At 56.6% G+C, this 14,089-nt stretch carries 14 protein-coding genes; 5 read left to right on the plus strand and 9 right to left on the minus strand.

From position 1 onward, the window contains the following. Positions 1-3 precede the first annotated feature (3 nt). Positions 4-1,341 (minus strand): TolC family protein, encoded by a 1,338-nt coding sequence (locus ACHZCX_RS15985; protein ID WP_319588194.1) that lies wholly within the window; start codon positions 1,339-1,341, stop codon positions 4-6. Between the two features lie 218 nt (positions 1,342-1,559). Between ACHZCX_RS15985 and ACHZCX_RS15990 the strand changes: the two genes are divergently transcribed. Beyond that, the gene (locus ACHZCX_RS15990; protein WP_319588195.1) at positions 1,560-2,045 is read left to right on the plus strand and encodes a hypothetical protein; all 486 of its coding nucleotides are present in this window, start codon (positions 1,560-1,562) and stop codon (positions 2,043-2,045) included. Positions 2,046-2,161: 116 nt separating this feature from the next. On the opposite strand, the gene ACHZCX_RS15995 is transcribed toward ACHZCX_RS15990, so the two are convergent. From ACHZCX_RS15995 to ACHZCX_RS16020, 6 genes are all read right to left on the minus strand, one after another. Further along, positions 2,162-3,550 carry an MBL fold metallo-hydrolase gene (locus tag ACHZCX_RS15995; protein ID WP_319588196.1) on the minus strand — a complete coding sequence of 463 codons (1,389 nt, stop codon included), beginning with the start codon at positions 3,548-3,550 and terminating at the stop codon, positions 2,162-2,164. Positions 3,551-3,583: 33 nt separating this feature from the next. After that, on the minus strand, positions 3,584-4,657 hold the full coding sequence (locus ACHZCX_RS16000; RefSeq protein ID WP_319588197.1) for an OmpA family protein: 1,074 nt from the start codon (positions 4,655-4,657) through the stop codon (positions 3,584-3,586). Positions 4,658-4,791: 134 nt separating this feature from the next. Continuing rightward, complete coding sequence (locus ACHZCX_RS16005) at positions 4,792-5,139, minus strand: PAS domain-containing protein (RefSeq protein ID WP_319588198.1); 348 nt, start codon at positions 5,137-5,139, stop codon at positions 4,792-4,794. A gap of 33 nt (positions 5,140-5,172) precedes the next feature. Continuing rightward, positions 5,173-5,748, minus strand: coding sequence for an HDIG domain-containing metalloprotein (locus tag ACHZCX_RS16010; RefSeq protein WP_319588199.1), 576 nt, complete (start codon positions 5,746-5,748; stop codon positions 5,173-5,175). A 23-nt stretch (positions 5,749-5,771) separates the two neighbouring features. Continuing rightward, the gene (hemE, locus tag ACHZCX_RS16015) at positions 5,772-6,797 is read right to left on the minus strand and encodes a uroporphyrinogen decarboxylase (protein ID WP_319588200.1); all 1,026 of its coding nucleotides are present in this window, start codon (positions 6,795-6,797) and stop codon (positions 5,772-5,774) included. Between the two features lie 66 nt (positions 6,798-6,863). Beyond that, the gene (locus ACHZCX_RS16020) at positions 6,864-7,916 is read right to left on the minus strand and encodes a radical SAM/SPASM domain-containing protein (RefSeq protein ID WP_319588201.1); all 1,053 of its coding nucleotides are present in this window, start codon (positions 7,914-7,916) and stop codon (positions 6,864-6,866) included. Between the two features lie 299 nt (positions 7,917-8,215). On the opposite strand from ACHZCX_RS16020, the gene ACHZCX_RS16025 reads away from it, so the two are divergent. Together ACHZCX_RS16025 and ACHZCX_RS16030 are read left to right on the plus strand one after the other, a co-directional pair. Continuing rightward, positions 8,216-8,701 (plus strand): universal stress protein, encoded by a 486-nt coding sequence (locus ACHZCX_RS16025; RefSeq protein WP_319588202.1) that lies wholly within the window; start codon positions 8,216-8,218, stop codon positions 8,699-8,701. A 131-nt stretch (positions 8,702-8,832) separates the two neighbouring features. Continuing rightward, positions 8,833-9,156, plus strand: a complete 324-nt coding sequence (locus ACHZCX_RS16030; protein ID WP_319588203.1) for a hypothetical protein — start codon at positions 8,833-8,835, stop codon at positions 9,154-9,156. A 9-nt stretch (positions 9,157-9,165) separates the two neighbouring features. On the opposite strand, the gene ACHZCX_RS16035 is transcribed toward ACHZCX_RS16030, so the two are convergent. Further along, on the minus strand, positions 9,166-10,167 hold the full coding sequence (locus tag ACHZCX_RS16035; RefSeq protein WP_319588204.1) for a hypothetical protein: 1,002 nt from the start codon (positions 10,165-10,167) through the stop codon (positions 9,166-9,168). A 96-nt stretch (positions 10,168-10,263) separates the two neighbouring features. Here ACHZCX_RS16035 and ACHZCX_RS16040 point away from each other — a divergent pair, with 96 nt between their 5' ends. After that, the gene (locus ACHZCX_RS16040; RefSeq protein WP_319588205.1) at positions 10,264-10,629 is read left to right on the plus strand and encodes a hypothetical protein; all 366 of its coding nucleotides are present in this window, start codon (positions 10,264-10,266) and stop codon (positions 10,627-10,629) included. On the opposite strand, the gene ACHZCX_RS16045 is transcribed toward ACHZCX_RS16040, so the two are convergent. Further along, on the minus strand, positions 10,583-11,383 hold the full coding sequence (locus tag ACHZCX_RS16045) for a hypothetical protein (RefSeq protein WP_319588206.1): 801 nt from the start codon (positions 11,381-11,383) through the stop codon (positions 10,583-10,585). The two genes, ACHZCX_RS16040 and ACHZCX_RS16045, sit on opposite strands and share 47 nt — an antisense overlap. Before the next feature lie 225 nt (positions 11,384-11,608). On the opposite strand from ACHZCX_RS16045, the gene lon reads away from it, so the two are divergent. Next, positions 11,609-14,005: an endopeptidase La gene (gene lon, locus ACHZCX_RS16050; RefSeq protein ID WP_394708842.1), complete on the plus strand. Its 2,397-nt coding sequence runs from the start codon at positions 11,609-11,611 to the stop codon at positions 14,003-14,005. The last annotated feature ends 84 nt before the right edge of the window (positions 14,006-14,089 follow it).

Raw genomic sequence — 14,089 nt, forward strand, 5'->3', positions numbered from 1 at the left:
GGGTTATTTCTCCTGGTTGAATTGGGCCAGTCCGACTGCCCGGCGCAGATCGGCAATGGCAATTTTACGGGAGGATGTGGCCAGGGCATGGCTCAGCCGGGCGTCGGTCAGTCGGTTTTCGGTGTTGATCAGTTCCGAGGAGAGCAGGACGCCCTCCTTGAAGCGCAGGCGGGCCAGCCGGGCGCTCTCTGTTGCCGATTCCACCATCTTGCCGGTGACCTTGAGCCGCTCCTCCTCCTGGTTGAGGGTGAGCGCCGCCTGTTCCATCTCCAGATTGAAGGCCAGTTCCATTTTGCGTTGTTGCTCCTTGGCTACTCTCAGTTGGGCCTCGGCTCGTTCCGTTGCGGCGGAGGTCTGCTGACCGTTGAACAGGGTGTAATTGAGCCGGACACCGGTGGCCCAGGAGTTGCCGGAGCCACCTTCCAGCTCCGTGCCTTTGTCGACCTGATAGCTGCCGATGGCATCGGCCGTGGGATAAAAGCCTGCCCGAGCCTGCCGGACCATAGCCTCTCCCGCTTTGATCATGGCCGCCATGCCCGTGAGTTCAGGCCGGGTGCGGATATCCCGCTCCACCGGAATCTCCTGGTCAGGACTGGCCGCCATATTGAGTTGCACCGATTCTCCGGTGAGGCCCAGTAAATGGAGAAAGCCGCGCTGTGCCAGATTCAAGCCGTGTCGCGCCTGGATCAGTTGTTCCTGGGTTCGTGATTGCTGCACCTCGAGATTGAGCAGGTCTTCCTTTAAAAGACTGCCCTCGGAAAAACGAGCACGGGCCACAGCCACGGAGGCGTCGATTGCCTCAAGGGCGGACTGTCGTGCCCGTACCGTCTCCGTAGCCTGGACAATGGTGCAAAAGGCTCGGACCACCTCAAATTCGAGGCGGGAACGGATGGCCGCCTGCTCGTTGCCAGCTGCCCGACCGCGTTCATCGGCGGCATCCAGGGCCGCCAGATCGTGACCGCCGTTGTAGAGCCGGTATTGGAGGGTCGCCTTGGTCTGCAGGTTGTCGGTGGTTCCGGGATTGTTGAAATCAATCGTGTCGGTGAATACCCCCTGATTGAGGATATTGCCAAAGGAGTACATCGGATTATTGGTGCGGCTGTATTCGGCGCTCACTCCCAATTGGGGGTAAAAGGAAGCCTTGGCCGCCTTGATGTCGGCATCGGCCGCCTTGATTCGCTCCACAGCGGCCTTGGCGTCCGGATTGTGGTTCAATGCATACTGCACCGCCCCCCGGACGCTCCATTGGGCCGGCACGGTTTCCTTGTTAGCCGCAGGGAGCATTTGCGGCGGGAGAAGAGACAGAAGGAAAAGGGCCAGGGGAATGCATCGGTGCCTCATGATACGGACCTTTTTTTCGGGGTGAATCGGGATGGGCGTTGGGTATATGGGGACAAATGGAATCCAATCGGAAAAGAACTCTTCGGGATTCGATAAAACAAATTTTTCTGCAATTAGGTCATGAGGAAAATAGGTCGTAATCTTGAATTTTGCAATAACAATGCATATTAAACATCCAATGAATAGGAACATTGGAACAATCGATCAAGGAGGAATCAATGAAAATGATGCACACAATAAATCAGATAATCATTTGTGGATTGACGCTTGCAGTCGTCTCGTTCTTGTCCAATGCCGTGGCTGAAGAGCAGGCCGCTCCCAAGGAAGAGGGGGTTGTGCAGCAACAGGAGGCAAGCAAGTGGGGGGAGGCCGGGAAGGAGGTCAAGGCAGCCGCCGGATCGGTGGCCGAAGCCACCACGGAGACGGCCGGAACCGCCTGGGACACGGTGAAAACCGAGTCAGTCGAGGCGTGGGAAAAGGCAAGGGCCGGTTCCCGTGAATTGTTCGAGACGGTTGAGGATAAATCGAAGGAGGCCTGGCATGCCACCAAGAAGGAGTCGAAGCATTTTTGGGAGAAGGGCAAGGCCAAAGTTCATGAGGTCACCGCCCCGGCTCCGCCCGTAGCGCCTCATGCTCCTGCGCAACCCGCCGTAGAAGGGCCGCCCGCTCCGGCCGCCGCACCGCCTCCTGCCGGACAACAATAGATCCTTACGGCGCAGTTTAACGCCGCCGGAGCACATCCTTCAAGACCCAAGAAACCCCGGAACATTGATTGCCTCTGCAGCTCGCAAGCGGGACAATGTTCCGAAGGGATTTTTCTCTAAAGTTCAAACGATTGGTGCAGGTCCGGCATTTCGACTTTGGTCTCCATGAGGTGAGCGGCCAAGACCTCCATGGCTTCCACCTCGCCATGGACCAGAAAGGTGCGCTCGGGTTGACCCGTCTGCGCATGCCAGTTGAGCAGTTCCTGTTGATCGGCATGGGCCGAAAAGCCGCCGATAGTGTAGATCTCGGCGTTGACCTCGACCTCCTCTTGCATCACTTTGACCACTTCCGCGCCTTCGATAATCTGTCGGGCTAGGGTGCCCCCAGCCGCATAGCCGACAAAAACCACCGAGGCCTCGCGGCGCCAGAGGTTGTGGCGGAGGTGGTGGCGAATGCGGCCGCCGGTGCACATCCCCGACCCGGCGATGATCACCGCCCCCCGGACATGCTTCAAGGCCATGGATTCGGCGGTGTCGCGGATGATTTCCAGGCCGGGCAACTCGAAGGGGTCACGCCCGGCAGAAATAACCGCCCAGGTTTCCTCGTCGAAACATTCGCGGTGCCGCCGGAAAATCTGGGTGGCGGAAACGGCCATGGGCGAATCGAGATAGACCTGGAGATGGCGCGGTAGCCGTTCCTGTTCGATCCCTTCCCGGAGGTAATAAAGCAATTCTTGGGTCCGTTCCAGGGCAAAGCTGGGGATAAGGACGTTGCCGTTGCGGGCGATGGTGGTGTTGATCGCCTGGTATAACTCCTTGATGGAGGGTTCCAGCGGTTTGTGCAGCCGGTCGCCGTAAGTGGATTCCATGATCACCGTGTCCGCATGGGGCGGTGTGGCTGGATCAGGCAGGATGGCCCGGCCGTTGTAGCCGAGATCGCCGGAAAAGAGCACGCGCCGTTGCTTGCCCCCTTCCTCCAGCTCTAGGAGAATACAGGCGGAGCCAAGGATGTGGCCGGCATCGTAGAAGGTGGTGCGGATGCCGGGGCAGAGATCGTGGGGCTGGTCGAACGAGGCGATGTCGACAAAGGTGTCCAGGCAGTTGAGGGCGTCCAGGGTATTGTACAATGGTTCAACCTGCTCTTCCCGGCTTCTCCGTCTGTTGGCCTTGTAATTGCGGTAGCGGGCCTCCTCTTCCTGAATCCGTGCCGAATCGAGCATGACCAGGCGGGCCAGCTCGCGGGTCGCCGCAGTGGTCAGGACCGTGCCCTTGAAGCCAAGCCGACTGAGCAGCGGGATGCGGCCGCAGTGGTCAAGATGCCCATGGGTGAGCAGGAGGAAATCGATGGAGGCCGGATCGAAACCGAAATCATTGCGGTTTTCCTCAGCCATCTCCCGGTTGCCCTGGTAGAGACCGCAGTCGATCAGGATCCGTTTACCCTGACATTCGACTTGGTGGCAGGAACCGGTAACATTGCGGGCGGCCCCGTGAAAGGTGATGCGCATGGACAACTCCCGTGCGAATAGTTCGCGTTGTTGTTATTGTCCGCGCAGGACGATGGTGACCCGGCGGTTCTGTTGGCGGCCTTCCTCGGTGTCGTTGGTGGCCACAGGGTTGGCATAGCCGTACCAGTAGAGCAGCGTTCTGTCCCGCTTGATGCCGAATCGTTTCTGGAGATAGTGCCGAACGCTTTCGGCTCGCCGCTGGGAGAGCCCGACGTTGTAGCGCTCGCTGCCGATACTGTCGCAAAACCCCGAGAGCACAACGTAAAGCTGCGGGTTGGCCACAAGCAACCGTCCCAGCTTGTCAAGATGTTGGGTCATAGTGGGGCGGATGTTGGATTTGTCGAAATCAAAAAGGATGTTGTTGAAGCCGCCTCCCTGGGTGTCCATGTAGAGTTTGCCCAGGAGATGCTCGGGATGATCGAAGGCGGTGTCGAAATCAATGACTTGAGAGCAACTGTTGACACTAGCGATGTCTTCCAGCAGTTTTCGAGCTTTGGCATCGGTGGCGCTGGAGACGATATTGAAGCAGATGTCGAATTTAGCGGCCAGCATCCGGGCCTCGGCGAGGGGTTGCGGTTCCAGCCCCTTCTCAGTCATGTGCTTGCCGTCAGAGAAGAGGAAAATCTCGGTGCGCCCCGCAAGACCGAGGAGATGTTCGAGTTTCATTAACCCGGTTTGCAGCATCGGCGGGCTTTGCGGCGTGACCGGCAACTGCTCGATGGCGGCGGCATACTCTGCTTTTTTATAATTCTGCAGCCGGTAGTAGGGCTTGAAGGCATAGGGCGAGCCAGGCAGCCAGAGCTCACCCTTCCAGTGCGGATAGAGGCCGGCCTGCCAGTTCAGTTGCGGCAGAGAGGCGTTACTTGCACGCAGGATGTGCTTTTGCGCCTCGATCCGGGTCAGTCCGGTGGTTTTGTATGGCACTGCCATGGTGGTGGTGGGGTCGTAGATGATGAAGAAGTTGTCCGCCATGCGGAGGTAGCGAATATCCTCGGTGGTGTTGAAGTTTTTGTCCTTGGGAACCAGTTGTTCGCTTCGGGCCAGGCCTGCAACTAGAATCAGCAGAAAAAAGGCGAGGAAATAAGGCAGAGTAGAGCGGGGTTTCATCGTGTCGGCTCCTATTGTGACCTGCATCATGGCTGAATCCCGAAAAAATAAGGGCTTGAACTCTTTGGTTCAGAGTATACCTCTCCACAGAGGCCTGTCAAGTGAGGGGAGCGATGTTGATCACATGGGCGCTCTTAACTTCTCTGCTTGGTCGGAATCTGGGCGGGAAGGACGATAATGGTTTCGGTGAGTCCGGCGAATTGCCCTTCATGGTACCAAGGAGTCTGATGCACCAGTTTGCGGACGCCGTTTTTCTCGGTGAAATAGGTGTTGGATGTGTGTTCCCGCAGGAGTCGGCGGATAATAATATTGGCCGGTTCCGGGTGACAGTCGAACAGGCTGGTCCCGTTCAGGTTTGCCCCGCCGTATTTGCCAAACAGTTCCAGAGCCAGCTTGTTGATGGCGATGATTGTTCCTTGGGTGTCGCAAACGCTGACAGCCGCCGGATAGTGTTCCACCCAGTCAAAGGTTGTAGGGGGCATATGAGTTTCCATTGATGAAGGGAAAACAGCCTGTCAGAATCGGCCAAGCTCCTTGGGGCCGAAGGGCAGCCAGTGGAAAAGATGCTGTTCCAGGGCGAGGCATTTGTTGAAATTTTTCCGGATCAGCTCCCGCCGGTCCGGGGTGCCTTTGCCGTAGTGGTCGAGGATGTATTCCAGTCGCTCATCGAGGTTGACCACCACATTGTGCCGGACCCGCTTGTCAGCATAATAGACGATCTCCCGGGCAGTGAAGTTTCCGGCTTGATAGCGTTCGGGATCAAAGTCCCAGAGGATCACATGCTGCTCGACAATGGCCGCAATCTCGGGAAAACCGTGCCGATGGCAGATCTCAGCCCCGGCCTTGGCGTGGTCGCAATTGCTGCCCAGGCAGGGGGTCTTGGCGATATCATGGAGCAGGGCGCCGCTGATCACCAGATGTCGGTCTGCCTGGGGTTGGTTCGGGGCAAAGGCACACAGGCCTGCCTGGAGTTGTTCGGCCAAGCGGGCGACAACCAGCGAATGGTGGCGGATATTGGCCAGCATCCCGTACTGCTCCATCAACCCGATGCATTCGGTGAGCGAAGGGGTGGACGCGCTCGTGTTTTCCATAGATGGGGCGAAGAGCAGGCTGGTTACGGCTTGCCGCTGAAGCGATGAACGGCGTCAACCGCAATCCGTACCTGTTCCGGTGGCGTCTCCGGCTGGATGCCATGGCCGAGGTTGAAGATATACCCCCTGGCTTCGCGGGCTTCTGTTAGCATGCTTTTAATTCGTTCTTCGAGTCGTTCCTTCGGCAGAAAGAGGGCCAGAGGATCGATGTTACCCTGCACAGCGTGCTGGCCGGAGCGGGCGATGGCGTCGCCGATGGGTAATCGCCAGTCAAAACCAAGGACGTCGGCGCCTACGGTGGTCGTTAATTTTGTTAACGTTGCGCCATTGTTGGCAAAATAAATGATCGGCACATCGGTTACAGCTCGGAGGTCGCTGATGATCGAGCGGACATAAGGCAGGGCAAACTCTTCGTAATCGCAGGGGGCGAGGATGCCGACCCAGGAATCAAATATTTGGAGGGCCTGGGCGCCGGCACGTGCCTGGGCCTGGAGATAGGCACTGGTGCAGGCGGTAATTTTGGCCAGCAGATTGTGGTAGAGTTTGGGTTCCTGGAACATCATTTTTTTGGTGTGCAGGAATACTTTGGAGCTGCCGCCCTCGATCAGGTAGGTGGCCAGGGTAAAGGGCGCTCCGGCAAAGCCGATGAGCGGCACCTTTAATTGGCTGCGCAGCAGGCGGATCGTCTCCAGGACAAAGGGAACCGCTTCTTCCGGAACGGGCACCACCAAGTCATCGACCGCCTTTTGGCTGCGCACGGGGTGGGCAAAGATGGGCCCCTTGCCTTCGTGAAATTCGAGGGCGAGGTTCATGGACTCCATCGGGATGAGGATGTCGGAAAAGAGAATGGCCGCGTCGAAACCGAAAAGGTCGATGGGCTGCAGGGTGACTTCGGCGGCGAGTTCCGGGCTTTTGCATAGCTCCAGAAAGCTGACTTTGCCGCGAATCTTCTGGTATTGGGGCAGGTACCTGCCAGCTTGGCGCATGAACCAGACCGGGGTGTAGGCGGTGCGCTCCCCGCGGCAGGCTTGAAGAAAGGTATCGTTCATTGCTGTCCGTTAGTTTGTGGTTATCGGCACTGGGCCGGTTGGTTTACCTGATGGGCAGATAGGAGCTCATCGCTGGGGCTGGTAGGTGCAGAACGGCTCGCCCGCCAGATAGTCGCCGGTCATGGCGTAGGCCCTGGCCCGGCAACCGCCGCAGACATGCACATATTCGCAGCGGCCGCAGTTGTCCTTGTACCCGGCAAAGTTGCGCATATCGAGCATAAGTTTTGAGTTTTCCCAGATATCTTGAAAGGACTGGGTGCGCAGGTTGCCAGCCGGCAAAGGGAAATAGCTGCACGGCAGGACATTGCCGTCGACATCAATGAGACAGATCAACTGTCCAGCCAGGCATCCCTTGGAGCCGCCGGTGGAAAACTTGAGGCTGCGCCGTTTGAAACGTTCACCCTCGACCTTGGACCGCTGGAGCACGATGCGGTAATACTGGGGGGCGCAGGTGGGGCGGACCAGCAGGTCGCCCTCTTCCTTTTCCATATCGTAATGCCAGTTGAGGATATCCTCGTACTCTTCGGCCGGGATCAGCTCGCCCATGATCTCCTCACCGCGACCGGTGGGTACGATCATAAACAGATACCAGGCGGTGGCACCCAGCGATTTCACCAGGTTGTATATCTTTGGTGCCTCCTCCTTGTTGCGCTTGGTAAAGGAGGAGTTGACGAGAAAATCGATCTGGTGCTCGTTGAACAGGCGGATGGCGTTCATCACGCCGTCGAAGGCGCCCGGCTGATTGCGGAAATTATCGTGGACGCTTGCGGTCGAGCCATCCAGACTCAAGGAAACCATCTTGATGCCGGAGTCCTTGATGTAGCGGCAGATGTCTTCCGTCACTAGGGAACCGTTGGTGGCCAGGCACATTCGCAAACCCAGGCCGGTGCCGTAGGCGGCAATCTCGAACACATCCGGCCGCAGCAGTGGTTCCCCGCCGGAAAGCACCATGACCGGATTGGCATAAGCGCGGATCTCGTCAAGCACCCGTTTGGCCTCTGCCAGGGAAAAATCGGGATGCCCTTCGATCTCAAGCTGGGACGAGGAACGGCAGTGCACACAGTTGAGATTGCAGCGACGGGTGATCTCCCAGGCTATCCATTTGGGCGTGAATTCCATGATAATTCTCGGTGGTGATGGGGCAGAAAAAGGTGGTGGAGTGTCAGTGCGCCCCGGTGGAACAGCAGGTCTTGCCCTGTCCGGCCGGCGGGAGCGACGAAAGTCGCAGGAAGTTGCAGCCAGATAAACGACTTGGAATATATTCACGATAAACGGCAGGGTCAACAGCTTTGTCGGAGACTCTCCCGTCGGGCTGTATCCCCGGTGCAACTATTCATGGTGAAAATGTTGCAAACGATATATCTTATTGACTAACCAGGTTGAACTTCCATCTTCTTTCACATGAGGAGGTAATCAGTATGCAAGCAATCAAGAATATCCTTACCCCAATCGATTTTTCCGAGAATGCCGGCAAGATTGTCAAGGCTGCGGCCTATGTGGCTGGAACATTCAAAGCGGAGTTGCACCTAGTTTTCGTTGTGCAGACCTTTGAAGATTACAGTGGTTTTTTTGTCCCGCCTGTGAACCTGCCTAATTTGGAAGAAGAACTTTTTGCCTCGGCCCAGCAGCAGATGGAAACCTATGTCGAAGAAAACAAGCCGATGTTTGCCGAGGTCGGGGTCACCCATGTGACCGGTAAAGTGCTCTCCGGGGATGTGGGTGAGGAGATTTTGAGCTACGCTGCCAAGAAGAAGGTGCAGTTGATTGTCATGGGGACCCATGGGTACAAGGGGCTGGAGCGGATCATGTTCGGCAGTGTTGCCGACAAGGTGGTGAAAACTGCCTGTTGTCCGGTGATGACGATCAACCCGTATCGTGAGGAGTGTGAGGGGAAGGTTGAGTGAAGCATTTTTTGGAAGAGCGGAACCGGTGATCAGCCGTTATTTGGACAGGAGGTCCGCAGCAGCGGCGAGCTCTGGCTGTCCTGGCCATTGGTTTTTGAGTCGTGCTGTCGATGAGCAGGGGAGGTGCTTGCATGGAAAAGCGAAAACACACGCGTATCGTCGTTCGTAATATGCAGATCGATATCTCCGACGGTATCGGCTGCTGTTCGGGGACAGTGCGCGATATTTCCCGGGTCGGTTTATGTCTGTCTGATCTGGCGAAACGTTTTGGCAGAAACATCGATGCCTATGTTGTGGTTGCCTCCAGCGAAGACCTCCATTTCAAGTTCCGGGTTCGGCCGAAATGGGAACAGGTGGGCAGGCTGAACAAACGGGTGGGGGTCGAAATCCATGAACCTCCCCCCCAATGGACCGAATACATCCTCTCGCTTGAATCGAAGAGGAAAAAGAAGTAGGTGTTGGACTCATTCTATCCTGAGCAGACCGACGACACATCCGGTTGCACCCTCTTCTACTACCTGTTTGCCGGAGAGGGTGTCACCGCCGAAGCTCTCCGCACATAACTGCCGGGCCGATATCTCCGGGAAAAAGAACAAGTCGAGAACGCAGTGCTTATCCTGCCCGGGGGGAAAGTGAAGGGCGTGGTGCTGCGACCACTCGGTCTGGCCATCCTTTAAAAGCTGTTCTAATCCTTCTTTCAGTTGCACACTGGAAACACCGGCGTTAAGCGCCGTCAACGCCAGGTGCAGGGTGGGGCAACACTGTCCTAGCGGTTTGTCGATAGAGGCATTTTGTCCGGATGGCGGGGTGCCGCATGGCAACTCCAGGCGGACTAACAGCCGGGCACTTTGCCGGCGCAGTTTTTCATAGACTTCCTGCAGCAGATCCATGGCCGCCCCGTGGCCGGTGACAAGGATTCCCGGCGCCGGGTTGCCGTCATGAAAACAGAGTCGACTCCAGGCTTTAAGCCGATGCCGGAGAAGCCCATCTGTTTCCTGGCCGTTGTTCTGCATGCCGGTAGGGAGGACAAAGGGGTTGTCTTCCTCCTCACATAGATCAGCGAGCAGGCTGTCCTGTTGGGTGGTTATATCGCGCAGAGCCTTGTTCAATTCGCCTTGTTCTTCATCGTAGAATTCCCCCAGTTTCAAGATCAGTCGCGACTGCCAGAGCAGCAGTTTCGCCTCTTCTTGCTCCTTGATGTCACTTCGCTGCAACAGGTTGGACAGGATTGAGTGTTGTGACTCCGGTTGGTTCCGGCGGTTGAGGCCTGCCAGGGTCAGCATGCTCAGTTGGCTGGTATAATCAACACCGCGCTGCCTCATGTCATGCACTAAGGCAAGAAACCGCTCGCGCTGGTCGCCCAGCGGTACGGGGGTAAACCGCTGCAGTCGCCCCAACTGTTGGGAATGCTCAATAAAGGAAGGGGTGACCCCTTGTTGTGTCGGTTCGTTTTCAATGGCTTGCATGTAGACAACCTGTTCGAAAACTTGTAGAAGGGGGAAAAGGAGACGCTCGCTGGGAAGGGTTTCCGGAAACACGCAGGCAATGCTTTTATTCATAGTATGAGTACGTTACGGGAAAAAATTACATTTATACTGACGGCCTTGGCCTATGTGCTCTTTCATTTGCGCTTGGGCCCCGATATGGCCGCCATCTTGACCGGAACGGTCTACCAGGTGCTGCTGACAGCCCCTTATGCCCTTGGTTTCACCTATATAGTCGCGGTTGTTTTCCGTCGGCTTTCGGGCAAGGGGTGGCTCCCCTGGGATCGGTTGATGCGGGTCTTCTTCACCGTCGGCATTTTTTTTGCTTTCTTTTTTGCCTTGTACGAGCATGCCAGTCAGGGGCAGCCGCTGGTGGACCGGGAGTTGCGGGACAACTCTAGCGCAGCACGGTTTTTGGAGGATGTAATCCGGAAGGTGCGGTAGTGTTTGGCATGAGGAGGCAGTCCGGCCCCATGATGGTGCCGGGGCTGGTGACCGCGTTGCACCCGGTTTGTGCCCCGTCTCCAATGATGGCGCCAAATTTGCGTAGGCCGGTGTCGAGCATGCCGCTCGTTGTCCGGATTGGGACATTGCCAGGGAAAAACCGCAGGTTGGCGCATTTGGTGCCCGCCCCGAGGTTGACGTTGTTGCCGAGGATCGAATCCCCCAGATAGGCAAAATGGCCGGCCTTGGCGTCGTTGAGGAAGATCGTGTGCTTGACCTCGGTGGTGTGACCGACGACGCAGCGCTTGCCGATCAGGCAGTTGCCGCGCAGGTAAGCACCCTGGCGAATCTCCGAGTTGTCGCCGATGATGGCCGGCGATTTGATCATTGCACCCGACTCGATAAGTACGCCCTTGCCTATTTTGATGTTCTTTCCCACCATCACCGCCCCAGCCATGATCACGGAAGCCCCTTCGAGGAACTGGCCGTTTTCCCATATCGAAAGACCGCCCTTGGTGGTGTCGCCGTAGGTGATGATGCATTCTCGGGCGTTTCGCAGCTTGCCGTTAAAAAAAATGTACGGGCTATCCAGCGGTACTCCGTCGGTAATGCAGACATGCTGAAAGGTGGGAGCTGTCTGACTGGCGACGTAGGCCCGCAGTTTTTTCAGCGGACCCCAGACATAGGCGCAGTCGGCAAAGAGTTCTTGGTCAGAAAAATCAGTGAGATCGAAAAATGACCCGATGGTCAGCATAGTCGGCTCCAGGCAAGCGGGTGAATGGAAGGCTGCACGATAGCCTTTCTATATTGAGCCCCCGGCATTTATTCAAGGGAAATATTCTCTGCCGTTAAGGGCGGGGCGCCGCCTTGACTTCGGAAGGGGTTGTGTTTACTATCGTGGGACAATTCAGCACTAGCAATCGCTTGAGGCGATTTTAAGGAGGGGAACGTGGAATTTGATGATTCATTATCGACCAGTATGGGTGATTTCGGGGAGCAGACGCAGGATCTGGAGATTCCCGAATCCCTACCCATGATGGCCGTCCGGGATGTCGTCGTCTTTAATTATATGATCATCCCGTTGTTTGTCGGCCGGCCTGGTTCGATCGAAGCCGTGAATGAGGGTCTGAACAGCAACAAACTGCTGATGCTGGTGACCCAGAAAGATCCGACCAAAGACGACCCCGAGGAGAAAGATCTCTACGATGTGGGCATGGTTTCGATGATCATGCGCACGCTTAAGCTGCCCGACGGACGGCTCAAGGTTCTGGTGCAGGCCCTGTCCAAGGCCAAAATCCGTTCCTATCTCCAGAAAAAACCGTTTTACCGGGTTGAGATCGACCTGGTCGAAGAACCGGAATCCCCCGAAATCACCGTCGAGACCGAAGCGCTGATGCGGACAGTGCGCGAGCAGACGGAAAAGATTATGTCACTTCGTGGTCTGCTCTCCTCGGATTTGATGATGATCATCAACAACATCGAGGAACCTGGACGTCTGGCTGATCTGGTTGGCTCCAATCTGCGCTTGAAAATATCGGAATCGCAAAAAATTCTCGAAACTGTTGATCCCACCGAGCGGTTGCGCCTGGTGGCCGACCTGCTCCGTAAGGAGCTGGAAGTCTCTACTGTCCAGGCCAAGATACAATCGGATGCTAAAGAGGAGATGTCGCGCAGTCAGCGGGAGTATTTCCTTCGTGAGCAGATCCAGGCCCTGAAGCGGGAACTCGGCGATGAGGACGGCTACTCTCAGGAGATCGACGACCTGCGCAAGCAGTTGCGCAAGAAAAAGATGCCGAAGTACGCCAAAAAAGAGGCGCGCAAACAGTTGCGGCGGCTGGAAATGATGCATCCCGACGCCTCCGAGGCAACCATTGTCCGCACCTATCTCGACTGGTTTCTCGACTTGCCGTGGCGGCAATCGTCCACGGATTTATTGGATCTGAAAGTGGCGGCCAATGTCCTTGATGAGGATCACTACGGCCTGGATCGAATCAAGGAACGCATCCTCGAATATCTGGCTGTACGCAAACTCAACGCCGACACCAAGGGGCCGATCATCTGCTTTGTCGGCCCGCCTGGCGTGGGTAAGACCTCGCTGGGTCAGGCTATCGCCAAGGCCATGGGGCGCAAGTTCTATCGCCTTTCCCTGGGCGGCATGCGTGACGAGGCGGAAATCCGCGGCCATCGCCGCACCTATATTGGTGCTCTGCCTGGCCGGATCCTCCAGGGGTTAAAGAGCGTCGGTACTAATAATCCAGTGTTCATGATGGACGAGATCGATAAGATTGGCGACGATTACCGCGGCGACCCTTCCTCGGCCCTGCTGGAGGTCCTCGATCCGGAGCAGAACAACACCTTCTCCGATCATTACATGAACCTTCCCTTTGATCTTTCCAAGGTCATGTTCATTACCACGGCCAACCGCAGTGACACCATTCCCGGACCGCTGCTCGACCGCATGGAGGTAATCCAGCTCTCCGGCTATACTCTGGAAGAGAAGATGGTCATCGCCAATAAATATCTGTTGCCCCGCCAGATCAAGGAAAATGGCATTAAAGTCAGCCAGATCAAGATCGACGCTGCCACCCTGGAGGCCATTACCAGCAAGTACACCCACGAGGCCGGGGTGCGCAACTTGGAGCGGGCCTTGGGCAAGGTCTGCCGGAAAATTGCCCGCAAGGTCGCCGAGGGGGGCAAGGGCCCTTATGTGATCTCGGAAAAAACAGTGGAAAAATATTTGGGGCCACCTAAATTTTTGCCGGAAACCGAGCTGGACACCAGCTCTCAGCCCGGCCTGGTGATCGGGCTGGCCTGGACCGAGGTCGGCGGCGAACTGCTGCACATTGAAACATCGGTGTTACCGGGCAAGGGCAAACTGCTCCTCACCGGCCAATTGGGCGAGGTGATGAAGGAGTCGGCCCAGGCAGCGCTCAGCTACTGCCGCAGCCGCAACAAGATGTTGGGTGTGGAGCCTGAGTATTTCGACTTGGTCGATGTGCATATCCATGTTCCGGCGGGTGCCATTCCCAAGGACGGTCCCTCGGCCGGTATTACCATGACCACGGCTTTGTTCTCGGCCATCAGCGGTAAAGTGGTGAAGCGGGGTTTCGCCATGACCGGCGAGGTGACCCTGCGTGGCCGGGTTCTTCCTATTGGCGGGCTGAAGGATAAGGCCTTGGCGGCACTACGCGCTGGCATCAGTAAAGTCATTATCCCTGAGGAAAATCAAAAGGATCTGGTCGAAATTCCAGAGGAATTGCGCAAGAAAATCACCTTTTTTCCGGTCAAGCACATGGATGAGGTGATCGAATTGGCCTTGGGGAAAATTCCCGTGCGCAAGAATCAACCGAAACAGGTCGTCAAGGAAGAAAAATAGTTGAATCCAACCGGGCAGCGCACGTCGTGAAATAGTGTCGCCGCCTGGTCAACTGCCTTTTCTTTCTGACGGAACCTCCTTCTT

Source organism: uncultured Desulfobulbus sp., assembly GCF_963662935.2.
Taxonomy (GTDB): Bacteria; Desulfobacterota; Desulfobulbia; order Desulfobulbales; family Desulfobulbaceae; genus Desulfobulbus.